Below are 25185 nucleotides of genomic sequence, written 5' to 3' on the forward strand. Positions count from 1 at the left end.
TGGCAAGTTTGACCGTGATCGTCGCGAGTTCCTGTTCAAAGGAGGTGCCATGGCGTTGTCCGTTCCCATCGGTTTGAGCGTGGCCAGCGCTCATGCATCGGTCGTGCCCGACGACAGGCCGCCCGAGTGGACCAGCCAGAACCCGTTTCTCCAGGGCGCGTTCGCGCCCGTCTTCGACGAACGGGACGACATCGACCTGCACATCGAAGGCGAATGGCCCAAGGGCCTGAACGGCGCTTTCATGCGCAACGGCCCGAACCCGGAATTCGAACCCGACGCGCACTACGGCTACCCCTTCGACGGGACCGGAATGGTGCACGCGCTGTTCGTGCAGGATGGGCGCGCGCGGTATCGCAATCGATGGGTGAGGACGAAGGAATTCGTGGAGGAGCGGGCCGCGGGCCATCGCATCTACAACTCGAGCTTTGCCGCGCCACCCCACGCCAACCTGGCCAACACCAACATCGTTCATCACGCCGGGCGCTACCTTGCGCTGTACGAGGGCGGCTCGGCCTACCAGCTCGACGGCAACCTCAACACAGTCGGGTCCTTCGATTTCGGCGGCAGGCTGACCGGCAACATGACGGCGCATCCCAAGATCGATCCGAGGACACGGGAGTTGCTGTCGATCGAATACGACCTTCACACCGGGGCGATGCTCTATGCGCGCATCTCCGCCGGTGGCGTGCTCGACCGTGCGGTGCCCTTTCAAGCACCGTGGCCGGCGATGATCCACGACATCGCGATCACGGAGCGCCACGTCATCGCCATCTTCTGCCCCCTGGTCTTCGACTATTCCCGCAAAGGACCGCCGGCCGACTGGGAACCGCAGCGTGGAACGATGATCGCGCTCGTGCCGCGAGATGCGAAAACGGCCGAGCAGATCCAATGGATCAAGGGCCCCGCGTTCTTCAATTGGCACACGGTCAACGCATTCGAGCAGGGCGATCGCATCGAGGTGGTGCTCCCCTGGTACGACGCCTTTTCCCTCACCGCGCCGTCGAAGCGACTGGAACTGCACCGGCTCGTCATCCACACCAGGACCGGCGCGGTCGAGGATCACGCACTGGACGACCAAGCCTGCGAGTTCGGGCGAATCAACGAGGCCTACCTGGGGCGGAAGGCTCGCTACGGATACGTCGGCCTGCGCGATCCCCGCCCCGGCGAGCGCTGGCAGTCAGGCGCCTTCGAATCCATCGCGCGCTATGACCTCACGACGGGCGCCAAGGTCGTGCATCGATTTCCCAAGGGCGTGACCGTCTGCGAGCCGCTGTTCGTGGCCGACCCTCATGGCCGTGGCGAAGCCGATGGGTTCATCCTGAGTTTCACGCACGAGGCGGGGAGCGCTCAGGGCAGCTTCGTGGTGCTCGATGCCCGCAATCTCGACGCGCCGCCGCTCGCGCGCATCGTGCTTCCGCGCCGGGTGCCTGCCGGCTTGCATGGGTCGTGGGTCAGCAGCTGAAGCGTGATCGGGATCGCGAGGCATGAGTCGAAAGCGCACGAGCATCGTGGCGGGCTTGCAGGCCGTGATGCTCGCACTCCCCCGTCATGGCTCCCGGATTCCGAACGCCGGCATGGGACCCGCGCGGCGGGAAAGCCCGAGGATCTCCCGCGCCTCCATCGGTGTGGCCGGCTCGCCGCCCAGGTCGCGCACGATGCGCACCAGCCGCTCGATCAGCCGCTGGTTGGTCGCCAGCTCGCCGGCGGCGTAGTACAGGTTGTCCTCCAGTCCGGTGCGCACATGGCCGCCCAGCAGCACCGACTGGATGGCCGCCGGCAACTGGGCTGCACCGATGCCGCTGACGCCAAGGATCGCGCCGCGCGGGAGCAGGTCGGCCATGAACTGCAACGTCTTCGGCGCATAGGGCATCGCGCCCTGAAAGCCGCGGTGTGCGTTCAGCACGAGGTTGACGAAAGGCGGCCCGTCGTCGAGCCCTTCGGACAGCAGCGTGCTCACGTCCTGCAGGATGTGGGTCGGGCTGAAGACCTCCCACTCCGGCTTGATGCCCCGTACCTTCATTGCTGCGGCCAACTCGCGGTTCTTCGACGGCGGGCTGTTGAACAGGATCTCCCGGCCTTCGAAGCTGAGGTTGACGGTGGTCGCATCCAGCGTGCACATCTCGGCTCCGGCCTCGATGCCCTTGACGCGCTCGTCCCAGGCGATTTCCCAGCCGTCGCCAGGCAGCTGCCGCAGCAGATCACCATCGACGCCGCCGCCCGTAGAGTTATTGATCACGATGTCGCTGTGCGCCCGGATGCGGGTGTTGATGTCGCGGTAGATGTCGGGGTTGCAGGTCGCCTGATCGTCGGGGCGGCGGGCATGGATGGCCGCCACCGACGCGCCGGCGTTCCAGCAATCGATCACGTCGCGCGCAATCTCCCCGGGCTGCGTCGGCAGGTGCGGGTTCTGCTTCTTGCTGGCCATGCCGCCGGTGGGGGCGATGGTGATGATCACCTTGGGTGTATTCATGCGCGGCTCACTGGACCACCATGTCCCAGGGCGTGCGCCCGGGTGGCAATGACGGCCGGGCGGTGAGTGCTTCGAGCGGCTCGCCGGCCTCGTAGCGCGCGATCAGATCCTCGGGATCGAAGGTCACCCCGATGAAGTTCTGTTCGTAGTTGCCACCGGCGAAGAAGGCCTCCACCTCAGCGGGGAGTTCGAAGACGTCGTACTGCAGTTCCAGCCGGTTGCCATCCGGGTCCTTGTAGTAGATCGAGATGGTCGGCCCATGGTTGATCGTCCAGAACGGGCGGATACCGAGATCGGCCAGGCGCCGGTAGGTGGCCAGCAACTGGCCGAGATCGCCGTAGGTGAACGCGATGTGCTCCAGGCCGGCGTGGCGATCGGCCTCGCCGTGCAGCTCGGGCCGGCTGATCAGCCCGATGCGGTGATGCTCGTCGTCGTAGGTGAGAAAGCACACCATCTCGTTCTCGAAGGAAGGGCGCGCTTCCAGCACGGTGAGGTACCACGCACGCGAGCGCTGCAGGTCGCGCGCACGCAGCACGACGTGGGCCAATTGCGTCGGGCGAATCGGATTGGACGAAGCGTCGGGGAGATGGCGGGTCTTGAGGTTCATGCTGCGACTCCTTGGCGGGTTGGCCTGTTCAGGCGTGCGAGCGGCTCGGCGACGACGCGGTTCTCGATCGCGCCGATGCCTTCGATTTCCACCCGCACCCGGTCGCCGGGCTGCAGGTAGCGCGGCGGGTGCATCAGCCCGCCCACGCCGGCCGGGCTGCCGGTCGACAGGATGTCGCCCGGCATCAGGGTGAAGGCCGCGGAGAGTTCCGCCACCATGTCACCGATGCGATGGAGCATCTCGCCGGTATGCCCGTCCTGCCTCAACTCGTCGTTGACCCAGGTGCGCAGGCGCAGCGCGTGCGGATCCGCGATCTCGTCGCGCGTCACCAGCCAGGGCCCAAGGGGGCCGTGGGTGTCGAAGGACTTGCCCAGCGTGTGGGTCGGCGACCGAAGCTGCCAGTCGCGCACGCTCATGTCATTCACGACCACATAGCCCGCGATCACCTGCATCGCATCCTCGGCCACGACGTGGCGGCAGCGCTCGCCGATGACCACGCCCAGCTCCCCTTCGTAGTCGAACTGGTGGGACGCCTGCGGCAGGTAGACGTCGTCGCAGGGGCCGGCGATGCAGGAGACCTGCTTGTTGAACCAGACCTGGCCGGGGCCACGCACCAGGCCAAGCCGTGCGGCCTCTGCCAGGTGCGAGGGGTAGTTTCCTCCCAGGCAAAGGAACTTCTGGGGCGCCTGGATCGGTGCCTCCAGGCGGACCTGTGCCAGCGGCAGTCGAGGCGCACCGGTCGCTGCGCGCCGCGCCCATTCCATTCCTTCGGCGCCGCGCTCCAGCAACTCCCGCAGGCTGGAGGGCGCGCCTTCCTGCGTGGAGAGGTCGCCGATCAGATCGCCGTCGATCACGCCGACGCGCAGTCGGTTTTGATGGGAAAAGGTCGCGAGCTTCATGTTGTTACCCCATGGGTTACGAACTCGAGGGTGTTCACGACTGCGCCGCTCAGCCGGGGCTCGATTTGCAGCAGATTCATTTCGTCGTCTCTCTTTGTGATTTAGATGCCTTGATGATGGTCACGCCAGGGTGTCGCAACAATCCGGCGGGCTCGAACGCAGCGTTCTGAAGATGGAACGAAGCCATGCGACGACGAAGCCCCTACGATCACGGGACTGCAGGAGCCACATCCATGGACGATCTCAATGACCTGGCGCTTTTCGCGATGGTCGTGGAGCACAAGGGATTCAGTGCCGCCAGCCGGGAAACCGGGATTCCCAAGTCACGCCTGAGCCGACGCATTTCGCGGCTCGAAGAGCGCCTGGGGACGCGCCTTCTGCAGCGCAGTTCCAGGTCGTTGAAGGTGACGCCGGTGGGCCTGCTTTTCTACGAGCGCTGCAAGACGATCGTGACGCTGGGCGAATCTGCACACGAGGTCGTGCAGGAGGCACTCGCGCAGCCCCAGGGCCTGATCCGGGTGAGCTGCCCGATCTCCCTGGCGCAGATCTGGCTGACCTCGCTGCTGCCGGTCTTCATGAACCGCTATCCGAGCGTGCGCGTCGCGCTGACCGTCACCAACCGGCGAGTGGACCCGTTGGAGGAGTCGATGGACGTCGTGGTGCGCGTCCGGCGCCCGCCTTTCGACGATTCCAGCCTGGTGGTTCGCCCGCTCGGCAAGGTGGTCGATGTCCTGGTGGCGAGCCAGGGCCTCCTGGAGAAGCATGGCGAACCGTCCGGCCCGCAGGCGTTGTCGGCCTGGCCGACCCTGTCACTGCCTGCGGCCGGCGACGTCGCATCCTGGCGCCTGCGCAACGGCAAGGCGGTCGAGGAATTCGTGCACCGGCCCCGGCTGCTGACCGACGACATGATGGCGCTCAAGCATGCGGCGACGGATGGCATCGGCATTGCACTGCTGCCCGAGATGCTCTGCGCCAATGAGATTCAGGCTGGCACGCTTCGTGTCGTGCTGCCGGCGTGGTCCTGCGACACCGGAGAGGTCCAGGCGGTATTCCCGACCCGGCGCGGCATCCTGCCGTCGGTGCGAGCGTTCATCGACTTCCTCGCCGAGCACCCCGCGGCTGCCAGCCCTCGGGGGCGGTGATCCATCGCGGAACCTTGGGATGCAATACGTCCGTCGGGCGCAAGCAGCGGACCACAGGTCTCGGCGGCGCGAGGGAAGTCGAGGTCTGCAACCCGGCGTGAAGGTTGGCGCGATGCGCCCATGGCCAACCTTGCGCCCTACGCCTCCTCCGCCGGGATCTTCGCCAGCTTCACCGCCTTCCCCCAAGCCACATACTGCTGCCGCAGGAAGCCGCCAAACTCCTCCGGCGTGCTGCCTTGTGCCAGCAATCCGTACTTGTCGCACTGCGCCACGAAATCCGGGTTGGCAATCACCGCGCGCAGGTCGCGCGACAGCCCGGCGAGGACGGACTTCGGCATGCCGGCCGGCGCCACGAAGCCGCCCCATGGCGAGATGTCGACCAGCGGGTAGCCCGCTTCCGCAATGGTCGGCACTTCGGGCATCACGCTGCTGCGCCGCGGCAGCAGCACGGCCACCGGTCGCGTGCGACCGTCCTTGAGCAGCGCGGGCGTCACTGCCGGCGTCGCCCACGAGATCTGGATGCGGCCGCCGATGAGGTCGGTGGTCATCTGGCCTTCGCCCTTGTACGGCGAGCGGATCATCTCGACGCCGGCGTTGGCCATCAACTGCTCGGTCGCCATGATCGACGCAGAGTTGCCGCCGCCGTAGGCGTACTTGCCGGGGTTGGCCTTGACGTGTGCGAGCACGTCAGAGAGGTTCTTGCCCGGGATGCTCTCGTGCACCATCAGGAAGAACGTGAACGTCACGAACGAGGTCAGCGGCGTGAAGTCTTCGAGCGTGTAGCCCGGCGCACGGCGGATGTGCGGCACGTACGACAGCGCGCTCGATGTCGCGAGGCAGATCGTGTGGCCGTCGGGCTTGCTGCGCAGCAACTCCTGCAGCGCGAGCGCGCCGTCGGCACCGGCCTTGTTCTCCACCACCACGGGTTGGTGGATGGCTTCCTGGAATTTCACCGCCAACTGGCGTGCCGCGACGTCGGCGCCACCGCCCGCCGCAAAGGGCACGAGCAGGCGCACCGGCTTGGACGCCCAGTCGGATTGCGCCAGGGCCAGCCCCGACAGGCCCAACTGGGCGACGCCGGCCAGCAGGAGGTCGCGCCGGGAAAGGCGCAAGCCGTTGATGTCTCTCATGTCTCGTCCCGTCTTCTTTGGTGGTGTCGCGGTCAGCCCAGCGCCTGGCTTTCCATGCTGCGCGCGATGAGCTCCTTCATCACCTCGTTGCTGCCGCCATAGATGCGGCCCACGCGCGCGTCGGCGTACATGCGGGCGATGGGGTACTCGTTCATGTAGCCGTAGCCGCCGAAGAGCTGCAGGCATTCGTCGATGACCTTGCACAGCGTGTCGCTGACCCACCACTTGGCCATGGCCGAGGTCGGCAAATCAAGCTCGCCCTTCATCGCGCGCAGCACGCAGTCGTCGACGAAGCTCTGCGCGATGGTGGCGTGGGTCTGGCATTCGGCCAGCTTGAAGCGCGTGTTCTGCATCTTCATCAGGGTCTCGCCGAAGACCTTGCGCTGGGTGACGTAGGCCATCGTCTCCTGCACCGCGCGCTGCATCGTGGCGACGCCGCCGGTGGCGACGATGAGGCGCTCGCGCGGCAACTGGTTCATGAGTTGCGCGAAGCCCTTGCCCTCTTCCGTGCCCAGCAGTTGCTCGCAGGGCACGCGCATGTCGTCGAAGAAGAGTTCGCAGGTGTCGATGCTGTGCTGGCCGATCTTGTCGTGCAGCTTGCCGCGCCGGAAGCCCTGCTGGTCCTTTGTCTCGACGACGATGATCGACAGGCCCTTGCCGCCCTTCTCCGCGCCGGTGCGCGCCACCACGCAGACCAGGTCGGCATGCCAGCCGTTGGTGATGAAGACCTTGCTGCCGTTGATGACGTAGTGGTCGCCATCGGCCGAAGCCTCGCGCCGTGCGGTGGTGCGCAGCGCCTGCAGATCGGTGCCTGCGCCGGGCTCGGTCATGGCGATGGCCGCGACCATTTCGCCGGTCGCCATCTTCGGCAGCCAGCGGCGCTTCTGCGCCTCCGTGCCGAATTGCAGGATGTAGTGCGCGACGATGCCCGAATGCACGTTGTTGGAGCCGCCGCCGACCATCGCGTTCATCTGCGACCGCAGGATCACCGCTTCATGCCGGAAGTCGCCGCCGCCACCGCCGTATTCCTCGGGGATGCTGATGCACAGAAGGCCCGCCGCGCCGAGCTTGTTCCAGTAGTGGCGGTCGGCCAGGTGCTCGTCACGCCAGCGCTGCTCGTTGGGAACGGCCTCGCGCTCGAAGAAGCGTGAGGCGTTGTCGGCCAGCAGTTCCAGGTCTTCCGTCATCCAGGGGGATTGGCGTGTTTGCATGTGTGCTCTCGGGTTCAAGCGCCGTATGCGCCGACGATGGTGACGGACGAGACGTTCTGGCTCGGGAATCCGCCCAGGTTGTGCGTCATGCCGAAGGTCGGGTTGGCGCGCTGGCGCGCACCGGCGCGGCCGCCGAGTTGCAGGTACATCTCGTAGATCATGCGCAGGCCCGATGCACCGATCGGGTGGCCAAAACACTTCAGGCCGCCGTCGATCTGGCAGGGCACCTTGCCGTCGGCGTCGTAGAAGCCGTCGAGCACGTCGCGGATGGCGGTGCCCTCGTCGGACAGCAGCAGGTCTTCCATCGTCACCAGTTCGGTCACGGAGAAGCAGTCGTGCACGTCGACCAGCGAGACCTGTTCGCGTGGCCGGGTGATGCCGGCTTCCTTGTACGCACGTGCGGCGGCGACGCGGGTGGTCGCGAAGTACGAGCCGTCCCATTTGCCGAGTTGCAGTTCCTCGCCGTTCGATACCGCGAGTTGCAGCGCCTTCACCGCGACCAGGTCCTTCTTGCCGAGGCTGCGCGCGATCTCGGGCGTGGTGACGATGGCGCAGGCCGAGCCGTCGGATACGCCGCAGCAGTCGAACAGGCCCAGCGGGTCGGCGATCATCGGCGCGTTGAGCACGTCCTGTTCGCTGATCGCGTTGCGCAGGTGCGCCTTGTCGTTCTTCGCCGCGTTGGCATGGCTCTTGACCGAGATGTGCGCCATTGCGCGCTTCAGGTCGCCGGCATCGACACCGTGCTTGGCGCGGTAGGCGCTCGCCAGTTGCGCGAACGAACCGGGCGCGGAGATGTTCGCCCAATGAAGGTTGTTGAGCGCGCCGCGGCCGCGTTGCGGCAGGCCGCCGTAGCCGGTGTCCTTGAGCTTCTCCACACCCAGCGCGAGCGCGATGTCCGCCGCGCCCGATGCAACGGCGTAGCACGCGCCTCTAAAGGCTTCGGTGCCGGTCGCGCAGTAGTTCTCGACGCGCGTCACGGGGATGTACGGCAGCCGCAGCGTCATCGCCAGCGGCACCGACGACAGCCCGACATGCTGCTCCGCGATCGCGGTGCCAAGCCATGCGGCCTCGATGCGATCGCGCTCGATGCCGGCGTCCGCCAGCGCCTCCTCGAAAGCCTCGACCATGAGGTCTTCCGCATTGCAGTCCCAGCGCTCGCCGAAGCGCGAGCAGCCCATGCCGAGGACGACGACCTTGTCTTTGATTCCGGTGGCCATGAAGCGCTCCTTGTCAGCTTTGCGCAGGCACGGCTTGCACCGGCTGCGCTTTCCAGAAATAACGTTGGAAACCGCGCGCGGCATCCACATCCTTGATGCGGAAGGCCATGCGCATCGGCGTGCCGACGTCGACCGTGGCCACGTCGGTGAAGTCGGCCATCATCCGCCCGCCCTCGTCGAACTGCACCATGCCGTACCAGGCCGGTGGATCGGGGCTGTAGGTGAGTTGGTCGGCGGTGTACGAAAGCACCTTGGCGCGCGATTCGGCGAAGGGGTGGTCGTCCTGGCTGTCGAGCGACTTGCAGCTCGGCTCGGCGCAGTAGCGTTGCTGTGGGTACTGCACCGTGCCACAGTTGCGGCACTTGCCGCCGATGAGGCCGAGCAGCGCATCGCGGTTGCGGTAGGCGGTGCTTTGCGGCGTGAGCTTGTCGGCCTCGGCGCGCATGCCGCGCTCGACGTCGACGAGGCCGTTGATGGTGAGGTAGCGCATGTAGTTGCCGTCCTCGGTGCGGCGCGCGAGTGCGGCGCTCACGCTTCCGCCCGAGGCGCGTTGCGCGATGGCAGGCGTCGCCTCGAGCACCACCGCATCGCAGCCCTGGCCGAAGGCGGCGACGACGATGATGTCGCCGGGCTTCGCGCTTTCGAGTGCGTGCGCCAGCATCAGCAAGGCATGCGCCGCGCCGGTGTCGCCACAGGTGGCGGCGAAGTTGTCGCGCACCGCGCTGTCGGGGATGCCGACCTTCTTCGCCACGCCTGCCCCCACGCGCGACAGCGTGCAGGGCATGCAGAAGTGCGCCACGGCCGAGGCCTCGACGCCGGCGGCCTGCAAGGCGGCATTGACTGCCGCGGGCACGATCTTGAAGTAGCCCTCGTCGCGGATCCACCGCTCTTCCCAGGCGTAGTCATGCGACTGGTCGTGCATGCGGTACTGGTGCACGAAGTCGACCGTGTGGCTGTGCGCTGCGCGCAGCGTGGCGATGGGCGTGCCGGTGCCGACGAGCATCGCGGCTGCGCCGTCGCCATAGGCCATCTCCTGCGTACTGGCGGCCTTGGCCTGGCGCTTGTCTGCCGCCATGACAAGGGTCTGGCCGTTGCCTTGCAGCGCCTGGATCAGTGCAGAGGTGCCGGCGCGCATGCTGCCGCCCGCGTCCTGCGCGCCCACGTTGTCGGCCAGGCCCAATGCGCCGGTTGCGATGCCGGCGTTGAGCCGGTCGGCGAAGGGGTGCGTCGTCGATGCGAGCACGGCGTGGGTGATCTTCGAACGGTCAAAGCCGGCGAGACCATCGCGCGCGGCTTCGATGCCCATCGTGATCGCGTCTTCGTCCCAGTTGGCGATGGCACGCTCGCCCTTCGCCTGACCCTTGAGGCCGGGGTTGAACCAGGTGTTGGCAGAGGCGATGGCCTTGCGCTGGAGGCGTCGCCACGGGAGGTAGGCGCCGAATGAAAGGATGCCGCGGTCCTGCGTCATGCTGGGTCTTTCGTGTTGGATGTCAAAGGTTCAGGCGCCGATGTCGGCGGTGCCGTGCGACAGCACGACGACGTCGCGCTCCAGCGAGCGCGCTCGGAACTGCACGCGGGCGCCATCGCGCCAGATCTCGGTGCGCACGGTTTCGCCGGGGTACATCGGGCTGGCAAAGCGCAGGCCGATCGAACGCAGGCGCGTCGGGTCGTAGTCGCAGCAGGTGCGCAGGATCGCGTGGCCCGCCACGCCGAAGCTGGCCAGGCCGTGCAGGATGGGCTGCTTGAAGCCCGCCGCGCGTGCCACGGCCGGGTCGGCATGCAGCGGGTTGAGGTCGGCGCACAGGCGGTAGAGCAGCGCGGCTTGCGGCATCGTGGGCAGGTCGCACACGATGTCGGGCGCACGGTCGGGCGTGGCGGGCTTGGCCTTGGGCGCAGGGTCGCCGCCAGCGGGGCCGTTGCCCGGTGTTTCGGCGAAGCCGCCGTCGCCGCGGCAGAAGGTCAGGCCTTCCAGCGTGGCCAGCAGCGCGCCGGTGGCCTTGTCGTGCAGCGTGCGTTCGGCCACGAGTAGCGCGCCCTTGTCACGCCCCTTGTCGACGATGGACGTGACTTTCAGGCGGCCCACCACGGTGGCACCCACCGGGATGGGTTGGTGGATCGTCAGGCTCTGCTCGCCGTGCAGCACCTTCACCCAATCCACGCCCGAGTCAGGCTCCTTGAGCCAGAAGCCCGGCGTGGCCAACACCACCGGCATGGTGGGCGCGGCACGCATCTGCTGCTCGTAGACGAAGGGCAACTGCCGCTCGTCCAGCGGGTCGTGGCCGAAGCCGACGCCCAGGGCGTAGAGGGCGCTGTCTTTCCAGGTGTACGTCTGCTCGATGTCGGGGAAGACGCGGTTGCGTAGCTTTTGGTAATCGATGGGCATGGGCTCGATGGCGCGGATGAAGTGGGCGTATGGAGTGCGAGCGCCGCGGCCCCTCACCCCGGCCCTCTCCCGGAGGGAGAGGGAGAAAGAGTGGATGGGATCAGATCGGGTCCCAGCAGAACACGTCGGCGCTGCGTTCCAGCGGTGTGAAGCCCGCCTTCAATGCCGGCATCGCATGGTCCGCCACCGTCTGTGGCGTCCAGCCTTCGCCGCGGTGCACGCCACGCATCGGGCGGATCTGGTTGAACAGGAAGATCTCGTTGGCGCGCACGGTGAAGATCTGGCCCGACACCTCCTTGGCCGCGTCCGAGCACAGGTACACGACCAGCGGCGCGATCTTGTTCGTCTCCATCCGCTTCATGCGCTCGACGCGCTGCTTCTCTTCCGGCGTCTCGGTCGGGATGGTGCCGATCAGGCGGCTCCACGCAAACGGCGCGATGCAGTTGGAGCGCACGTTGTAGCGCTGCATGTCGAGCGCGATGTTGCGCGACAGGCCGACGATGCCGAGCTTGGCCGCCGCGTAGTTGACCTGGCCGAAGTTGCCGATCAGCCCCGAGGTCGAGGTCATGTGCAGGTAGGCGCCGCTGCCCTGTTCCTTGAAGTGGTTGGCGGCTGCACGCGCCACGTAGAAGCTGCCGTTGAGGTGCACGTCGATGACCGCTTTCCACTCCTCCGGGCTCATGCGGAAGAACATGCGATCCCGCAGGATGCCGGCGTTGTTGACCACGCCGTCGATGCGGCCGAAGTGGTCGAGCGCGGTCTGCACGATGCGGTTGGCCGCGTTCCATTCCGACACGCTCTCGGTGCTGGCCACCGCCTCGCCGCCGGCCGCGCGGATCTCGTTGACCACCGCCTGCGCCGGGCCGGCATCGCTGCCCTCGCCGCTGCCGCTGGTGCCCAGGTCGTTGACCACCACCTTGGCGCCTTCGGCCGCCATCGCCAGCGCAATGTCGCGCCCGATGCCGTTGCCTGCACCGGTCACCACGACGACCTTGTTCTCCATCATGTTTGCCATGTCGAGTCTCCTGATATTGCGTTATTTCGGGACGATAGTATCGAAAATATCGATACATGTCATGATGTTGAACCCCTCACATCGCGAACTGGCAAGAAATGAGACAAGCAGGCGAGCCTTTGCTGCAGGACTGGATCCGGCCCGGCGACACCGTCATGTGGGGCCAGGGCACGGCCGAGCCATTGACGCTGACGCAAGCCCTGGTGGCGCAACGCGCGTCGATCGCGCGCCACGGTCGTGTGCGCGTGTGGGTAGGACTGGGTTTCGGGGGCACCTTGCAGCCGGAGCATGCCGACTGCCTCGACTTCGTGGGCTATATCTCCGGCGCATCGCAGCGCGGCCTGGCACAGGCCGGCGTGCTCGACGTGCTGCCAGTGCACTACTCGCAGTTGCCCGCGATGATCCGGGGCGGCGCGCTGAAGGTCGACGTACTGATGCTGCAGGTGCCGCCGCCCGGCGCCGACGGGCGCTACCAACTGGGCCTGGCGCACGAATACCTGGGCGCAGCGCTGGAAGTGGCGCGCACGGTGCTGGTCGAGGTGCATCCCGACCTGCCGCAATTGCATGGCGGCCCGGGCATTGGCCCGGAGCGCGTGGCTGCCTGCTTCGAGGCGCGTCATCCGATCGTCGACGCGCCGGCCGCGCGCATCGGTCCGGTCGAGCAGGCCATCGCCGCGCACATCGCCGCGCTGGTGGAAGACGGCGCGACGCTGCAGCTGGGCATCGGCGCCGTGCCGGAGGCAGTGCCCGCTGCGCTGCTCGACCGCCGCGACCTGGGCCTGCACAGCGGCGCGGCCGGCGACGGCATCGTCGCGCTGGCCGAATCGGGCGCACTCACGCATGCGCGCAAGATTGTGGACAAGGGCGTCGGCGTGCTCGGCATCCTGCTCGGGGGACGGCGGCTGCGCGAGTTCGCCCACCGCAACACGAGCCTGCGGCTGTGCGGCACCGAGTACACGCATGACCCCGAGGTGCTGGACGCGCAGGAGCGGCTGGTGGCCATCAACGGCGCCATCGAGGTCGACCTGACCGGTCAGGTCAATGCCGAGGTGGCCGACGGCGTCTACGTCGGCGCGGTCGGCGGGGCGGTCGATTTCCTGCGTGGCGCGCGTCGCAGCCGGGGCGGCCTGCCCATCGTCGGGCTGCCGGCCCGCGCGGGTGCGCGCAGCCGCATCGTCCTGAACCTGGCCGGGCCGGTGAGCACCTCGCGCGCCGACGCGGGGCTCATCGTGACCGAATACGGTGTGGCCGACCTGCGCGACCAGCCGCTGTCGGTGCGCGTGCGCCGCATGATCGCCATCGCCGCGCCCGAGCATCGCGAGGCCCTGGAGCGCGAGTCGTATACGCTGCTGGCGCGAGCGGGAGCCGCCCTGGGCCCCGCCGCGTTCCGGGAGGCGTAGCGCGCAACGCAGTCGAGTGCCGGCGCGCGTCCTCCTTTCCCGGTCATCAAGGAGGCAACGACAAATGAACCCGAACACCCGTTTCACCCGCCGCGGCGCCGCCGCCCTCGCGCTCACAGGACTGGCCGCCGGCCGCGCCGCGTGGGCACAGGACAGCCAGCCCGTGACCATCATCGTTCCCTACCCGGCCGGCGGCGCGTCCGACATCGTTGCGCGGCGCATCGCACCGCATCTCGCGCAGGCATTGAAGATGCCGGTGGTGGTCCAGAACATCCCGGGGGCCGGCGGCGCGATCGGCGCACAGAAGCTGCTGGCGTCGCCGGCGGATGGCCGCACGCTGTTCTACGGATCGCCGAACGAGCTGATCCTGGTGCCGACGCTGAATGCCGCCGTCAAGTACAAGCCGACTGCGTTCGTACCTGTGGGCATCACCACCCGCACGCCGATGATCCTGGTCGCCCGCACCGGACTGCCCGTGAAGAATGCCGACGAGTTGCAGAAGTACGCCAGGAACGCACCGCGCGAGCTGACGTACGGCAGCGTGGGCGCAGGCTCATTCCAGCATGTGCTGGGCGCCCACATCGGCGCGTTGATGGGCGTGAAGCTGCTGCACGTGCCCTACACCGGCGCGGCGCCGATGTACAGCGACATGCTCGGCCAGCAAGTGGACATTGCCGTCGCGACGCTCAGTGGCGGCGCGCTGGACTACGTCAAGGGCGGAAAGGTGACGTCGCTGGGCATGCTCACCCGCGAGCGCAGCCCGCTGGCGCCGCAATTCGCCACGGTGCAGGAAAGCCACGCGCTCAAGGGCGTGAACTTCACGACCTGGGGCGGCCTGTTCGTGCGGGCGACCACGCCTGCGCCGCTGGTGGAGCGCCTGCAGGCCGCGTTCCGGGAAGCCATCGCGGTGACCACGTTGCGGGCCGGCATCCGGTCCGGCGGCAGCGAACCGATGCCGCCGATGACGGCGGCCGAGCGACATAAGCTCTATCGTGACGACGCGGCGCGCTACGCCAAGCTCGTCAAGGACCTGAACATCCGCATCGAACCTTAAGGAAAAAACTACTCATGGACGCAACCCAACTCCTCGACCGCATGCAACTGCTCGCGCCGGAAATGGTGGCCATCCGGCGCCAGATCCACGCGAATCCGGAACTCGCATTCGCGGAGCACCAGACCAGCGACCTGGTGGCCGAAAAGCTCGCGGCCTGGGGTTATGAAGTGCATCGCGGCCTGGCTGGCACCGGCGTGGTCGGTACGCTGCGCGAAGGCACCGGCACGCGCCGCCTGGGCATTCGCGCCGACATGGATGCGCTGCCCATCGTCGAGAACACCGGCCTGGCATGGGCCAGCCGGCGCATCGGCTGCATGCACGCCTGCGGCCATGACGGCCATACGGCGATGTTGCTCTGCGCGGCGCGCTACCTGTCCGAGCACCGCGGCTTCGACGGCACGCTGAACCTGATCTTCCAGCCAGCCGAGGAGAACGAGGGCGGTGCGCGGGTCATGATCGAGGAGGGCCTGTTCGAGCGCTTTCCCTGCGATGCGGTGTTCGCGCTGCACAACGGGCCCGGCATTCCTGTCGGCCAGATGGCGATACGCGAAGGCGCGGCGATGGCATCGTTCGACCGCGTGACCATCACGCTCACCGGCGTGAGCGCGCACGGCGCCATGCCGCACCACGGCATCGACCCGATGCAGTGCGCTGCCAGCATCGTGCTGGGGCTGCAGAGCCTGGTGTCGCGCGAGGTGAACGCGCACAAGGCCGCGGTGATCACCGTGGGCTCGCTGCAGTCGGGCGAGGTCTACAACATCGTGCCGGAGCGCGCCATCCTGAAGATCGGCGTGCGTGCGCTCGACCCCGCGGTGCGCGACCAGATCGAGCGCCGCCTGAAGGCCTTCGTGCAGGCGCAGGCCGAGAGCTATGGCCTGAAGTGCGAGATCGACTACATCCAGAAATACCCGGTGCTGGTGAACCACGAGCGCGAAACGGCATTCGCGCGCCAGATCGCGGTCGACATGTTCGGCGAGGACAAGGTGGTGCAGCGCGACCCCGCGATGGGCAGCGAGGACTTCGCCTACATGCTGCAGGTGGTGCCCGGCTCCTACGTGGTGCTGGGCAACGGCACGGGCGAGGACGGCGGCTGCATGGTGCACAACCCGAAGTACGACTTCAACGATCGCGCCCTGCCGCTGGGCGCGAGTTACTGGGTGAGCCTGGCGCAGCGATTCCTGGCCTGAAGCGAGGTGGTGCGGGGCGGAGGGCTGCTGAACGCGGACTTCGAACGCAGAGGACGCGAAAGAAGACAAGAAGACAAGAAGACAAGAAGACAAGAAGACAAGAAGACACCAGAAAATTATTCTTTGGTTTTCCTTCTGCGACTTCTGCGAAACCTTTGCGACTTCTGCGTTCGGGTCCGGCTCCCGATTTCAGGTCTGCGCTTCAGTCAGCGTCTGCGCAGCCACCACAGCCTCGGTGCGGTTGCGGACGTTGAGGGCGCGGAAGATGGCGGCCAGGTGGATCTTCACGGTGCCTTCGCTGATGCCGAGGCTGCGGCCGATCAGCTTGTTGGGCTTGCCTTGCGACAGCAGTTGCAGCACCTCGACCTGGCGCTCGGTCAGCACCTTGCGCAGGTGTTCCAGCGTGTGGGCGCTGTTGGCGCCTCGCGGCGCCGCGGCGTCGGCACCGACGGTGACGCCCGGCACGATGCCCGGGGGCACGGCGGACAGCATCAGCGGCGGCACGTAGACGCCGCCGGCCAGCACCAGCCGGACGGCGGAGATCATGACTTCGGGCGAGTAGGCCTTGGGGATGAAGCCGAGCACGCCCACTTCGAGCGCGCTGCGCATCACGGTCGGGTCTTCGTAGCCGGACAGCACGATCACCGGCACCGCGGGATGGCGGCGGCGGATTTCCTCGATGTGGGCCTGGCCTTCGGCGCCCGGCATGTTGAGATCGATCACGGCCAGGTCGAGGTCATCGGAAGCGCTTGCCAGCAATTCATCCACGCTCATGGCGAGCACGAATTCGATGGCAGGTTCCAGCTCGGACAACTTGGCCTTGACCGCTTCTATGACGAGCCGGTGGTCGTCGGCGATCAGGATTTTCATGGCGCACCCCCGGCGGCAAAAATTTGTTAACGCAAGTGTGAAGATAGCGACCTTTGGCGACGCCGGCAAGCCGGGCCGCCGCCCGAAAGGCATAGCTCCCACGAAGTATGGTGCATGCCCGCGACGCCCGGAAGAATCAGGGGACTTCCAGAACGGACGGGACGGAGCATGCGCCGAAACCACACCGGCTTCGCGCCCACGCAGCATAGCCGCGAGCAGCCATGAGCCGCCATCGCCTGCTCGAATTCTTCCAACCCCTGTTCTCGCTCGGCCTCGAACTGGAGGTCGCGATCCACGCCGGCCATGCGGAGGCGCCGGTGGAGGAACCCCAGGCCCGGGCGCTCGCGCTGCTGGAACAGGCGCGCGCACAGGCGCTGGCCGCCGGGCAGCCGGCGGATCGGGTCGAGTCGGCGTCATTCGCGCTGGTCGCCTGGCTCGACGAGATCCTCGCGCGCCGCCCCGCATGGCACGCAGGCCTGCCGCCGCTGCAGGTGCGGCTGTTCAACTCCAACAACGCGCACACCGAGTTCTTCCATCACTTGTCCTCGCTGCAGGCAGAGGACGACGAACTGCGCGAGGTGTACTGGCATGTGCTGGCGAACGGCTTTCGCGGCCAGTACTACTTCGAGAACGGCGACAGCGGCGAGCTCGGCAAGCTGAAGGCGCTGCATGCCCGCCAACTGGCCACGCCGCCGCTGGCGCTGGAAGAGATCGCGCGGGAACACATCACGCCGCAACCGTATTCGGTGCCGGACCCGCCGGGCCCGAGCAAGCCGGAGCAGCGGGAGCGGACCATGCTGCGCGGCGGGCTGGCGCTGGCGCTGCTGCTGCCGCTGGCCATGCTGCTGTGGCTGTTCGTGGCCCACCCGCCCACGGCGCCGACCACGCTCGCGCAACGCGTCGACCTCCGACTGCAGGCCTTCGCATGCGCCGACCTGCAGGCCACCGTGACGGACAGCGGCATGGCCGAGGTGCGCGGCTTCGTGTCGCAGGCCGAGGACCTGCAGCGCGTGCAGCGCGAGGTGTCGGCGGTGCAGGGGGTGAGGTCGACGCGCGTGGAACTGGCGGTGCGGGTGTGGCCGTATTGCGAAGTGGTCGCGATGCTCAAGCCCTACCAGATGCGCAACCGCGAAAAGCAGTGGGGGCTGACCGTGTACTCGAAGACGGCGCGCAACGGCCAGCTGCGCGAAGGCGATCCGGTGCTGCTGCAGCTCACGCAGCCCAACTACGACGGCTTCGTCTGGGTCGACTACTTCACCGCCGATGGCTCGGTGCTGCATTTCAATGCGGGCCGCAACCCGCGCCGCCACGCCGCCGCAGAGCGCATCGAGATCGGCGCGGACGTGCCCTCGAGCTGGCTGGTGAGCCCGCCCTTCGGCACCGTGCTGGTGACGGTGCTGGCCTCGCCCACGGCCTTCAGCGAAAACGTCGACAGGCCGCCTTTCGAGCTGGCCTCCGACTACCTGCTGCGGCTGCGCGAATCGCTGTCCTTGCACAAGGACCCGGAGCGACTGATCGCCGAGTTCGAATTCCTGCAAACCACGGAGAGATGAGGTGAGCGCACTGCCCCACCCCTTCTGGCTGCTGACCGCGGTGTGCGCCGTGGCATTCGCGCTGCTGTGGTGGGGGACGCTGGGACGGCGTCGGTCGCAGCGGCTGCGCACCTTGCGCGCCCGGCTGGCGCGCTCCGACATCGAGGATGCGGACACGGCGCTGGCCGCATTGCCGCATGCGCTGTCCGAAGGGGACGCGGCCGACATCAGCAAGCCGTGGGTGATGTTCGTCGGCAATGCCGCGGCCAACCTGCCGGGGCTGCTGGCGATCGAGGCGCAGCCATGGATGTTCTGGCAAGCGCAGGTGCGTCCGGACATGGCCGCGATCGCGCTGGGCCCGGCGGCAGTGAGCAACGGCGTCGCCGGGCAGCGCGCCCGCGGCCTGTGGCTGCGTGCGCTGATGGCCCTGGCGGAGCAGCGCCCCGCGCTCCCGCTCAACGGCATCGTGGTGTGCGTGGAAGCACGCGAGCTGCTGCAGCCGCCGCCGACGATCGCGCCGCTCGCCGGACGCCTGCAGCGTGTGCTGCGCGAGACCACGCAACTGCTGGAACTGCGGCTGCCCGTGTATGTGGTGGTCACCGGGCTCGAACGGCTGGCCGGCCATGTCGAGGTGTGCGCCGTGCTGCCGCCGCAGGTGCTCGCGCAGGCGATCGGTCATCGGCTTCCCGAGCCCGGCCCTGGCGGCCCGGAAACAGGCCCGGAAATGGACGCGCCCGTTTCCGATACGGCGGGCGCGCGCTTCGACGCCTTGTTCGCCACCCTGTCGGCCCGCTTGCGCGCGCTCGGCGCGGGCCTGTTGCGGGAGCAACCCGACGCACCGGCCGGGCGCCTGGCGAGCCATCAGTGGGTGGAACAGCTGATCGCGCTGGAGCCGGCATTGCGCGAACTGGTGGTCAAGCTGTTCGAGCCGGAGAACGACAGGCCGGCCGCCTGCTTCTGGCGCGGCCTCTACCTGACCGGCGCCTCGTCGCCGCAGAGCCAGGCCGCCTTCAGCTCGGACCTGCTGCAGCACTTCCTGCCGGCGGACCAGTCGCTGGCGCGGCTGCACCGGGCGTCGTGATTCCGCGCAGGCCGCGCCCTACTTCTTGGGTGGCGGCGGCGGTGGCGCGGGGACCGAGTCGATCTTCATCTGCCGCGCGCCCACCGTGACCGTCACGATCTGCCCCTTGCCCGGCTCGACAGGGCGCACTTCGCGCCAGCGGGCATGGTCGAGGTCGCGGTAGGCGCCCATCACGCCCCAGGCCTTGGCATCGGCGGGCAGCACGAACTGCACCTTCTTGCTTTCACCGGGGCGCAGCAGCATCTCCTCGCGCTGCACCGTGTCGGCGGCCAGGATGGCGGTGTCCTTCTCGAACAGGGTGAAGAAGTCCGCGCCTTCGAAGGCGGCGGTGGTCTTGAACGCGTAGAGGCGCACCGTGATGGGAGATGCACGGCCGCGCGTATCGGGGTTGGCATCCGGGCCCGCGGTGATCGTGAAGTCCATCGGCGTGGTGACGGGCGGCGGCGGCGGCTTGGCGGCGCAGCCGGCCAGCGCCAGCCCCACGAGCAACGAAGCGAGGACCGCGTGGTTGCCATAGGGCAAACGGTGGGTGCCAAGAAGACGCATGCTATTTCCTTCGTTGCATTGACCGGTCCGGACGCTTCTTTGATTATCACCAGTCAATTCGAACAGGCAACATGCTGACTCCCGAACTCGTCGAGGCCTTGCAAGCGCCCATCAGCGAGGCATCGCCTGTGGGCGACGACCTTGAGCATGACCCGGCCTTCACCGCACTGGACACCGCATCCCAAGGCAAGCCCGAGCAGCAGTTCGGCGACAAGGTCATTCCTGCGGTGGAGCCTGAATGGCGGCTGGTCTCGGACCAGTCGCAGGCGCTGTTGCGACGCGCCAAGGACGTGCGCCTTGCGATGCTGCTGCTGCGCGCGTCGACGCGCCAGCAGGGCGTGGTCGGCTTCAGCCTGGGCTTGCAACTATTGACAGCCTTGCTCGACACCTACTGGGACGGCATCCATCCGGTGCTGGACGCAGAGGAGGACAACGACCCGACGATGCGCCTCAATGCGCTCGCGCCGCTGACCCAGCAGTCGATGGTGGTGCGCGACCTCTACGAAGCTTCGGTGGGCGTCTCGCGCGGCGTCGGACCGATCAAGGTGCGCGACATCGCGATCGCGCACAACCTGATCACGCCGGTCGGCGGCGGGACAGGCTACTCGCCGGCCCAGGTGCACGGCGCGCTGGCCGAGATCCATGTCGAACATCCGGAGACGATGCCGCTGCTGCAAGGCATCCTGGCGCAGGTGGCTGCACTGCAGGCGCTGGTGACCGATCGCACCGGCCGGGCCGATGCGATGGACCTCGATCCGCTGCGCCGCGTCGGCGTCGTGCTGCGCACCGCCGCCACGGCGGTGGTGGGCGAAGGCGCAGAGACAGGGCCCGACGGTGCGACCGGCAATACCGGTGAAGCGGGCGACGGCGACGCGCCCGCGAGCGGAGCCCGACCCGCAGCGGCCCGCGCTGGCGAACTCGGCAGTCGGCAGGACGTGCTGCTCACGCTCGACCGCGTGATCCGCTACCTGCAACAGACCGAACCGGGCAATCCCGCGCCCCTTCTGATCGAACGCGCCAAGCGCCTGATCGGCGTGAGCTTCTTCGAGATCATGGCCGACCTCGCGCCCAATGCGCTCGACACCATCGAAACAGTGACGGGCCCGCGCCCGTCATCGGAGTGAGCCTCTTTCCAGCGAACCGCTACTTCCAACGCAAGGAGTTACTTCCATGGCCACCAGCAGTCAGAAATTCGTCGCCCGCAACCGGGCGCCTCGCGTGCAGATCGAATACGACGTCGAACTCTACGGCGCGGAGAAGAAGATCCAGTTGCCCTTTGTGATGGGCGTGCTGGCGGACCTGTCGGGCAAGCCGGCCGACCCGGACAAGGTCATTCCGGTGGCCGACCGCAAGTTCCTCGAATTCGACGTCGACAACTTCGACACCCGCATGAAGGCGATGAAGCCGCATGCCGCCTTCTCCGTGCCCAACACGCTGACCGGCGAGGGTGAGCTCAAGGTCGACCTGACCTTCGAGAACATGGAGGACTTCTCCCCCGCCGCGGTGGCGCGCAAGGTCGACGCACTCAACAAGCTGCTGGAAGCACGCACGCAGCTGTCGAACCTGGTCACCTACATGGACGGCAAGGGCGGCGCGGAAGACCTCCTGGCCAAGGTGCTGGAGAACCCCGAACTGCTGAAGACGCTGGCCGCCAGCAAGAAGCCCGAGGACGCCGCGCCTGCCGCGTGACGCCTGACTGAACATTTCACTGAACATCAGGAGAACGCATCATGGCTACCGAAGCAGTCGAGCAGCAGAGCGCACTGAAAGACGTTGCGCTGGAAGGGAACGACTTCTCGTCGCTCCTGCAGAAGGAATTCAAGCCGCGCAGCGACGAGGCCAAGAGCGCCGTCGAAGCCGCGGTGCTCACGCTGGCACAGCAGGCGCTGAGCAACACCGCGGTCATCGGCAAGGACGTGACCAAGTCGATCCAGGCCATGATCGCCGCGATCGACGCCAAGCTCTCGGAGCAGATCAACAAGATCCTGCACAACGAGGACTTCCAGAAGATCGAGAGTGCATGGCGCGGCCTGCACTACATGGTGAACAACACCGAGACCGACGAGAACCTCAAGATCCGCGTGATGGACATCTCGAAGAAGGATCTCCACAAGCAGCTCAAGAAGTTCAAGGGCGCGGCCTGGGACCAGAGCCCGATGTTCAAGAAGGTCTATGAACAGGAATACGGCCAGTTCGGCGGCGAGCCCTTCGGCGCCATCGTCGGCGACTACCACTTCGACCAGAGCCCGCCCGACGTGGAACTGCTCGGCGAGATGGCCAAGATCGCAGCCGCCGCGCATGCGCCCTTCATCACCGGCGCGAGCCCGCACCTGATGCAGATGGAGTCGTGGCAGGAACTGGCCAATCCGCGTGACCTGACCAAGATCTTCCTGACGCCCGAATACGCCGGCTGGCGGTCGCTGCGCGAATCGGACGACTCGCGCTACCTCGGCATGTGCATGCCGCGCTTCCTGGCGCGCACGCCGTACGGCGCCAAGACCAATCCGGTGGAGGACTTCGACTTCGAGGAAGACGTGGCCGGCGCCGACCACAGCCACTACGCCTGGGCCAACGCGGCCTACGCGATGGCCACCAACATCAACCGCTCGTACAAGATGTACGGCTGGGGCTCGCGCATCCGCGGCATCGAGTCGGGCGGCGCGGTGGAGGGCCTGCCGCTGCACACCTTCCCGAGCGACGACGGCGGTGTCGACCAGAAGTGCCCGACCGAGATCGCCATCAGCGACCGGCGCGAGGCCGAGCTGTCGAAGGCCGGCCTGCTGTCGCTGATCCATCGCAAGAACTCGGACTTCGCGGCCTTCATCGGCGCGCAGTCGCTGCAGAAGCCCTTCGAGTACGACGACCCCGATGCCACCGCCAATGCCAACCTGGCCGCGCGCCTGCCCTACCTGTTCGCCTGCAACCGTTTCGCGCACTACCTCAAGTGCATCGTGCGCGACAAGATCGGCAGCTTCAAGGAACGCAGCGACATGGAGAAGTGGCTGAACAAGTGGATCACCAACTATGTCGACGGCGACCCGTCGACCTCGTCCGAAGAGACCAAGGCGCGCAAGCCCCTGGCCGCGGCCGAAGTGATCGTGGAGGAGGTGGAAGGCAATCCGGGCTACTACAGCTCGAAGTTCTTCCTGCGCCCGCACTACCAGCTGGAGGGGCTCACCGTGTCCCTGCGGCTCGTGTCGAAACTGCCCTCCGCGAAAGGTGCGTGACAACGCTGCAAGGTGTTTGAAAACAGGGAGGCGAACTCGTTCTCTCAGCAGCTACTGGCAACTATCGAATCGATTGCCGATGGCGACGAAAGCAAGCAAGCCCGTTATCTATCCACTCTCAACTGAAAGGTGAGCATCATGGCCGTAGACATGTTTATCAAGATAGGCGCGATCGAAGGCGAATCCGTCGATGCCAAGCACAAGAAGGAAATCGACGTCCTGGCCTGGAACTGGGGCCTCTCGCAAAGCGGCACCACGCACGTGGGCACCGGCGGCGGCGCCGGCAAGGTGAACATCCAGGACCTGTCCTTCACGAAGTACACCGACTCCGCCTCGCATGCGCTGATCCTCGCCTGCTGCAAGGGCACGCACTACGACGAGGCCGTCCTGGTCGTGCGCAAGGCCGGCGACAACCCGCTGGAATACATCACCATCACCATGAGCGACCTGATCGTGACCAGTGTCAGCACCGGCGGCAGCGGCGGCGAAGACCGGCTGACGGAGAACATCACGCTCAACTTCGCCAAGGTGAAATACGAATACGACCCGCAGGCCAAGGAAGGCGCGGGCAAGGGCAAGAAGACGGCGGCGTGGAATATCGCGGAGAACACGCCGTTCGGTTGATGGGTTGCGGGCTGGTCCGCTCTCGGCAGCCTTCGGGCGCAGGAGCGGACAGCGGAAGACAAGAAGCAGAAGTCGCGAAAGGGCTTCTGCTTTTTTTTATTGCGGCGCGCCGATGACTTCTGCGACGCCGCCTACGGCAGCATCTGCGTCACATCATCATCCGCATGCGCCCACAGCGCCAGCGCGGTGTAGTTGTCATAGCCGGGCTTGGCGCGGCTCCTGACCTGCGCATCGAGTTGCTCGATCCATTGGCTTGGATTGCGCGAAGCTTGCAGCGTCTCGTTCAGGCACGCATCGCCCAGCGGTTCCCAGATGCCGTCAGAGCACAGCAGGATCACGTCGCCCACAGCCAGCGGCACGGGGCGCGAGATGCCAATCTCGGGCGCCGGTTCGATGGCGCCGAGGGCCGACAGCAACATGTTGCGTTGCGGATGCAGCCGCGCGCCTTCGTCGTCGAGCATGCCGCCGGCCACCATCTGCTGGACCAGGCTGTGATCGAGGGAACGGGTCAGCACCGCGCCGCCGCGGAACAGGTAGGCGCGGCTGTCGCCGCAGTGGGCCATGGCCACCGTGTTCTCGTGCAGGTCGATGGCCGCGAGGACCACGGTGGAGCGCATCGCCGACAGCTTGCCGCCCTCGGCCTGGCGCGCCACCACGTCGAGGTTGGCGCGCTCGATGACGTTGCGCAGCAAGTCGGCGTCGAGGCCCGGGCGCTCGGCGAAGGTGGCCAGCACGCTGCTGCGCACGACGGCCGCGGCCACGTCGCCGCCACCGTGGCCACCGGCGCCGTCCGCGACGACGCAGACCACGTAGCGGTCGTCGTTCCAGTGGCCGTAGGTGTCCTCGTTGTACGAACGCCCGCCCTGCTTGGACAAGGTCACGATTTCTATCTCCACCCGGCTCTCCTCTTTGTCGTTGTCGCCTCGTGGCTGCGGTCGTGGTGTGCCTGAGCGCTATTTGCGGCCCGCCTTCAGGCGCGCCATCTGCTCGTCATAGGCCTGCACAAAGGCCTTGCCGAACAGGCTGTGGAAGTCGTCCTCGGCTTCGGCCGCGATGCCGCCGTACAGCGCGACGAATTCATCCCACAGCCTGGCCTTGCGATTGCTGAAGAAGGCGTCGAAGGCGGACTTGGAGACGATCTTCTTTTCCAGCTCCGCGGGCGTGAAGCGCGCGAGCACATGTGCCAGGGCCGCGCGCATGCCGACCATCACGCCGAACTCGTGGGCGCGCAGGTCGTCGTAGGCGTCGCGCATCGCTTCCTCGGGGCCCATGAAGCCGCGCACGCCGGCGCCCAGCAAGTGGGCCAGTGCAACCTCCGCAGTGGGCGAGAACTTGAGCGGATTGTTGGCCTGCGCCGCGATCATCGTGACCTCGGCCTGCACGCCGCGCTTGACCTCCTGGCGGGCATGCAACAGTTGCAAGGTGCCTTCTGCCGCGGTACGCAGCAGCGCGCCGATGCGCTCCATGAGCTCGGGCGTGAGCGCGGTGGGCATCTGGTGGGTGCTGTTGACGCCGCGCAGGAAGGCGGCGAAGAGGACGTCGTCGGAAGCGGGTGCGGGGGCGGGTCCTGTCGCTGCCGCCGGTGCAATC

Annotated in this window: 25 protein-coding genes; 12 read left to right on the forward strand and 13 right to left on the reverse strand. The window is 67.2% G+C overall.

The window, feature by feature from the left end; all coding sequences use genetic code 11:
• The first annotated feature begins 49 nt into the window (after positions 1–49).
• Positions 50–1462, forward strand: a complete 1413-nt coding sequence (locus HCU76_RS25655; protein ID WP_218510991.1) for a carotenoid oxygenase family protein — start codon at positions 50–52, stop codon at positions 1460–1462.
• A gap of 84 nt (positions 1463–1546) precedes the next feature.
• Here the strand turns inward: HCU76_RS25655 and HCU76_RS25660 are convergent, their stop codons facing one another.
• From HCU76_RS25660 to HCU76_RS25670, 3 genes are read right to left on the reverse strand one after another with little or no spacing between them, the layout of a single operon-like run.
• On the reverse strand, positions 1547–2470 hold the full coding sequence (locus tag HCU76_RS25660; RefSeq protein WP_218510992.1) for a 3-keto-5-aminohexanoate cleavage protein: 924 nt from the start codon (positions 2468–2470) through the stop codon (positions 1547–1549).
• Positions 2471–2477: 7 nt separating this feature from the next.
• Entirely contained in the window at positions 2478–3077 is a 600-nt protein-coding gene (locus HCU76_RS25665; RefSeq protein ID WP_218510993.1) for a VOC family protein, read from the reverse strand.
• On the reverse strand, positions 3074–3976 hold the full coding sequence (locus HCU76_RS25670; RefSeq protein WP_218510994.1) for a fumarylacetoacetate hydrolase family protein: 903 nt from the start codon (positions 3974–3976) through the stop codon (positions 3074–3076). Before HCU76_RS25670 ends, HCU76_RS25665 begins: the two co-directional genes overlap by 4 nt.
• 11 nt (positions 3977–3987) lie before the next feature.
• Between HCU76_RS25670 and HCU76_RS25675 the strand changes: the two genes are divergently transcribed.
• Entirely contained in the window at positions 3988–4146 is a 159-nt protein-coding gene (locus HCU76_RS25675; RefSeq protein WP_218510995.1) for a hypothetical protein, read from the forward strand.
• A gap of 63 nt (positions 4147–4209) precedes the next feature.
• Positions 4210–5118: a LysR substrate-binding domain-containing protein gene (locus HCU76_RS25680; protein ID WP_218510996.1), complete on the forward strand. Its 909-nt coding sequence runs from the start codon at positions 4210–4212 to the stop codon at positions 5116–5118.
• A gap of 137 nt (positions 5119–5255) precedes the next feature.
• On the opposite strand, the gene HCU76_RS25685 is transcribed toward HCU76_RS25680, so the two are convergent.
• The 6 genes from HCU76_RS25685 to HCU76_RS25710 form a co-directional block, all read right to left on the reverse strand.
• Positions 5256–6248: a tripartite tricarboxylate transporter substrate binding protein gene (locus HCU76_RS25685; RefSeq protein ID WP_213958091.1), complete on the reverse strand. Its 993-nt coding sequence runs from the start codon at positions 6246–6248 to the stop codon at positions 5256–5258.
• A gap of 32 nt (positions 6249–6280) precedes the next feature.
• The gene (locus HCU76_RS25690; protein WP_218510997.1) at positions 6281–7459 is read right to left on the reverse strand and encodes an acyl-CoA dehydrogenase family protein; all 1179 of its coding nucleotides are present in this window, start codon (positions 7457–7459) and stop codon (positions 6281–6283) included.
• A 14-nt stretch (positions 7460–7473) separates the two neighbouring features.
• A complete protein-coding gene (locus HCU76_RS25695) occupies positions 7474–8676 on the reverse strand; it encodes an acetyl-CoA acetyltransferase (RefSeq protein ID WP_218510998.1) in 1203 nt (400 codons plus the stop codon).
• A gap of 13 nt (positions 8677–8689) precedes the next feature.
• Positions 8690–10144, reverse strand: a complete 1455-nt coding sequence (locus HCU76_RS25700) for a 3-oxoacyl-[acyl-carrier-protein] synthase III C-terminal domain-containing protein (protein ID WP_218510999.1) — start codon at positions 10142–10144, stop codon at positions 8690–8692.
• Positions 10145–10174: 30 nt separating this feature from the next.
• A complete protein-coding gene (locus HCU76_RS25705; protein WP_218511000.1) occupies positions 10175–11059 on the reverse strand; it encodes a MaoC/PaaZ C-terminal domain-containing protein in 885 nt (294 codons plus the stop codon).
• A gap of 100 nt (positions 11060–11159) precedes the next feature.
• Positions 11160–12074, reverse strand: coding sequence for an SDR family NAD(P)-dependent oxidoreductase (locus HCU76_RS25710; protein WP_213958096.1), 915 nt, complete (start codon positions 12072–12074; stop codon positions 11160–11162).
• 98 nt (positions 12075–12172) lie between these two features.
• Between HCU76_RS25710 and HCU76_RS25715 the strand changes: the two genes are divergently transcribed.
• The 3 genes from HCU76_RS25715 to HCU76_RS25725 all read left to right on the forward strand — a co-directional run bounded on the left by HCU76_RS25715 (position 12173) and on the right by HCU76_RS25725 (position 15715).
• Positions 12173–13474 (forward strand): acetyl-CoA hydrolase/transferase family protein, encoded by a 1302-nt coding sequence (locus tag HCU76_RS25715; RefSeq protein WP_218511001.1) that lies wholly within the window; start codon positions 12173–12175, stop codon positions 13472–13474.
• Between the two features lie 64 nt (positions 13475–13538).
• Entirely contained in the window at positions 13539–14528 is a 990-nt protein-coding gene (locus HCU76_RS25720) for a tripartite tricarboxylate transporter substrate binding protein (protein ID WP_218511002.1), read from the forward strand.
• Positions 14529–14542: 14 nt separating this feature from the next.
• Positions 14543–15715 carry a M20 aminoacylase family protein gene (locus HCU76_RS25725; RefSeq protein ID WP_213958099.1) on the forward strand — a complete coding sequence of 391 codons (1173 nt, stop codon included), beginning with the start codon at positions 14543–14545 and terminating at the stop codon, positions 15713–15715.
• Positions 15716–15904: 189 nt separating this feature from the next.
• Here the strand turns inward: HCU76_RS25725 and HCU76_RS25730 are convergent, their stop codons facing one another.
• Positions 15905–16585: a response regulator transcription factor gene (locus HCU76_RS25730; RefSeq protein WP_213958100.1), complete on the reverse strand. Its 681-nt coding sequence runs from the start codon at positions 16583–16585 to the stop codon at positions 15905–15907.
• A gap of 221 nt (positions 16586–16806) precedes the next feature.
• On the opposite strand from HCU76_RS25730, the gene HCU76_RS25735 reads away from it, so the two are divergent.
• Both HCU76_RS25735 and HCU76_RS25740 read left to right on the forward strand, forming a co-directional pair.
• Complete coding sequence (locus HCU76_RS25735) at positions 16807–18138, forward strand: DotU family type IV/VI secretion system protein (RefSeq protein ID WP_213958101.1); 1332 nt, start codon at positions 16807–16809, stop codon at positions 18136–18138.
• Position 18139: 1 nt separating this feature from the next.
• Positions 18140–19198, forward strand: a complete 1059-nt coding sequence (locus HCU76_RS25740; protein WP_218511003.1) for a type VI secretion system protein — start codon at positions 18140–18142, stop codon at positions 19196–19198.
• Between the two features lie 18 nt (positions 19199–19216).
• On the opposite strand, the gene tssJ is transcribed toward HCU76_RS25740, so the two are convergent.
• Entirely contained in the window at positions 19217–19744 is a 528-nt protein-coding gene (gene tssJ, locus HCU76_RS25745; RefSeq protein ID WP_218511004.1) for a type VI secretion system lipoprotein TssJ, read from the reverse strand.
• 71 nt (positions 19745–19815) lie between these two features.
• On the opposite strand from tssJ, the gene tssA reads away from it, so the two are divergent.
• The 4 genes from tssA to HCU76_RS25765 all read left to right on the forward strand — a co-directional run bounded on the left by tssA (position 19816) and on the right by HCU76_RS25765 (position 23595).
• Entirely contained in the window at positions 19816–20868 is a 1053-nt protein-coding gene (tssA, locus tag HCU76_RS25750) for a type VI secretion system protein TssA (RefSeq protein ID WP_218511005.1), read from the forward strand.
• 46 nt (positions 20869–20914) lie between these two features.
• On the forward strand, positions 20915–21433 hold the full coding sequence (gene tssB, locus HCU76_RS25755) for a type VI secretion system contractile sheath small subunit (RefSeq protein WP_213958105.1): 519 nt from the start codon (positions 20915–20917) through the stop codon (positions 21431–21433).
• A gap of 41 nt (positions 21434–21474) precedes the next feature.
• On the forward strand, positions 21475–22971 hold the full coding sequence (gene tssC / locus HCU76_RS25760; RefSeq protein ID WP_213958106.1) for a type VI secretion system contractile sheath large subunit: 1497 nt from the start codon (positions 21475–21477) through the stop codon (positions 22969–22971).
• Positions 22972–23109: 138 nt separating this feature from the next.
• Positions 23110–23595 (forward strand): type VI secretion system tube protein Hcp, encoded by a 486-nt coding sequence (locus HCU76_RS25765; RefSeq protein WP_213958107.1) that lies wholly within the window; start codon positions 23110–23112, stop codon positions 23593–23595.
• 131 nt (positions 23596–23726) lie between these two features.
• On the opposite strand, the gene HCU76_RS25770 is transcribed toward HCU76_RS25765, so the two are convergent.
• On the reverse strand, positions 23727–24476 hold the full coding sequence (locus HCU76_RS25770) for a PP2C family serine/threonine-protein phosphatase (RefSeq protein ID WP_371319901.1): 750 nt from the start codon (positions 24474–24476) through the stop codon (positions 23727–23729).
• Between the two features lie 72 nt (positions 24477–24548).
• The coding region (tagH, locus tag HCU76_RS25775) for a type VI secretion system-associated FHA domain protein TagH (protein WP_218511007.1) at positions 24549–25185 on the reverse strand (637 nt) is incomplete at its 5' end.

It is taken from the genome of Variovorax sp. dw_308, assembly GCF_019207085.1.
Classification (GTDB): domain Bacteria; phylum Pseudomonadota; class Gammaproteobacteria; order Burkholderiales; family Burkholderiaceae_C; genus Variovorax.

Excerpts from the sequence above, each read along its gene's own strand:
- HCU76_RS25700 (WP_218510999.1), bottom strand. The coding sequence starts at position 10,144 with ATGACGCAGGACCGCGGCATCCTTTCATTCGGCGCCTACCTCCCGTGG.
- tssB (WP_213958105.1), top strand. The coding sequence starts at position 20,915 with ATGGCCACCAGCAGTCAGAAATTCGTCGCCCGCAACCGGGCGCCTCGC.
- HCU76_RS25705 (WP_218511000.1), bottom strand. The coding sequence starts at position 11,059 with ATGCCCATCGATTACCAAAAGCTACGCAACCGCGTCTTCCCCGACATC.
- HCU76_RS25670 (WP_218510994.1), bottom strand. The coding sequence starts at position 3,976 with ATGAAGCTCGCGACCTTTTCCCATCAAAACCGACTGCGCGTCGGCGTG.
- HCU76_RS25715 (WP_218511001.1), top strand. The coding sequence starts at position 12,173 with ATGAGACAAGCAGGCGAGCCTTTGCTGCAGGACTGGATCCGGCCCGGC.
- HCU76_RS25680 (WP_218510996.1), top strand. The coding sequence starts at position 4,210 with ATGGACGATCTCAATGACCTGGCGCTTTTCGCGATGGTCGTGGAGCAC.
- HCU76_RS25675 (WP_218510995.1), top strand. The coding sequence starts at position 3,988 with ATGGGTTACGAACTCGAGGGTGTTCACGACTGCGCCGCTCAGCCGGGG.
- HCU76_RS25765 (WP_213958107.1), top strand. The coding sequence starts at position 23,110 with ATGGCCGTAGACATGTTTATCAAGATAGGCGCGATCGAAGGCGAATCC.
- HCU76_RS25730 (WP_213958100.1), bottom strand. The coding sequence starts at position 16,585 with ATGAAAATCCTGATCGCCGACGACCACCGGCTCGTCATAGAAGCGGTC.
- tssJ (WP_218511004.1), bottom strand. The coding sequence starts at position 19,744 with ATGCGTCTTCTTGGCACCCACCGTTTGCCCTATGGCAACCACGCGGTC.
- HCU76_RS25655 (WP_218510991.1), top strand. The coding sequence starts at position 50 with ATGGCGTTGTCCGTTCCCATCGGTTTGAGCGTGGCCAGCGCTCATGCA.
- tssA (WP_218511005.1), top strand. The coding sequence starts at position 19,816 with ATGCTGACTCCCGAACTCGTCGAGGCCTTGCAAGCGCCCATCAGCGAG.
- HCU76_RS25725 (WP_213958099.1), top strand. The coding sequence starts at position 14,543 with ATGGACGCAACCCAACTCCTCGACCGCATGCAACTGCTCGCGCCGGAA.
- tssC (WP_213958106.1), top strand. The coding sequence starts at position 21,475 with ATGGCTACCGAAGCAGTCGAGCAGCAGAGCGCACTGAAAGACGTTGCG.
- HCU76_RS25685 (WP_213958091.1), bottom strand. The coding sequence starts at position 6,248 with ATGAGAGACATCAACGGCTTGCGCCTTTCCCGGCGCGACCTCCTGCTG.
- HCU76_RS25660 (WP_218510992.1), bottom strand. The coding sequence starts at position 2,470 with ATGAATACACCCAAGGTGATCATCACCATCGCCCCCACCGGCGGCATG.
- HCU76_RS25665 (WP_218510993.1), bottom strand. The coding sequence starts at position 3,077 with ATGAACCTCAAGACCCGCCATCTCCCCGACGCTTCGTCCAATCCGATT.
- HCU76_RS25735 (WP_213958101.1), top strand. The coding sequence starts at position 16,807 with ATGAGCCGCCATCGCCTGCTCGAATTCTTCCAACCCCTGTTCTCGCTC.
- HCU76_RS25690 (WP_218510997.1), bottom strand. The coding sequence starts at position 7,459 with ATGCAAACACGCCAATCCCCCTGGATGACGGAAGACCTGGAACTGCTG.
- HCU76_RS25695 (WP_218510998.1), bottom strand. The coding sequence starts at position 8,676 with ATGGCCACCGGAATCAAAGACAAGGTCGTCGTCCTCGGCATGGGCTGC.
- HCU76_RS25710 (WP_213958096.1), bottom strand. The coding sequence starts at position 12,074 with ATGGCAAACATGATGGAGAACAAGGTCGTCGTGGTGACCGGTGCAGGC.
- HCU76_RS25720 (WP_218511002.1), top strand. The coding sequence starts at position 13,539 with ATGAACCCGAACACCCGTTTCACCCGCCGCGGCGCCGCCGCCCTCGCG.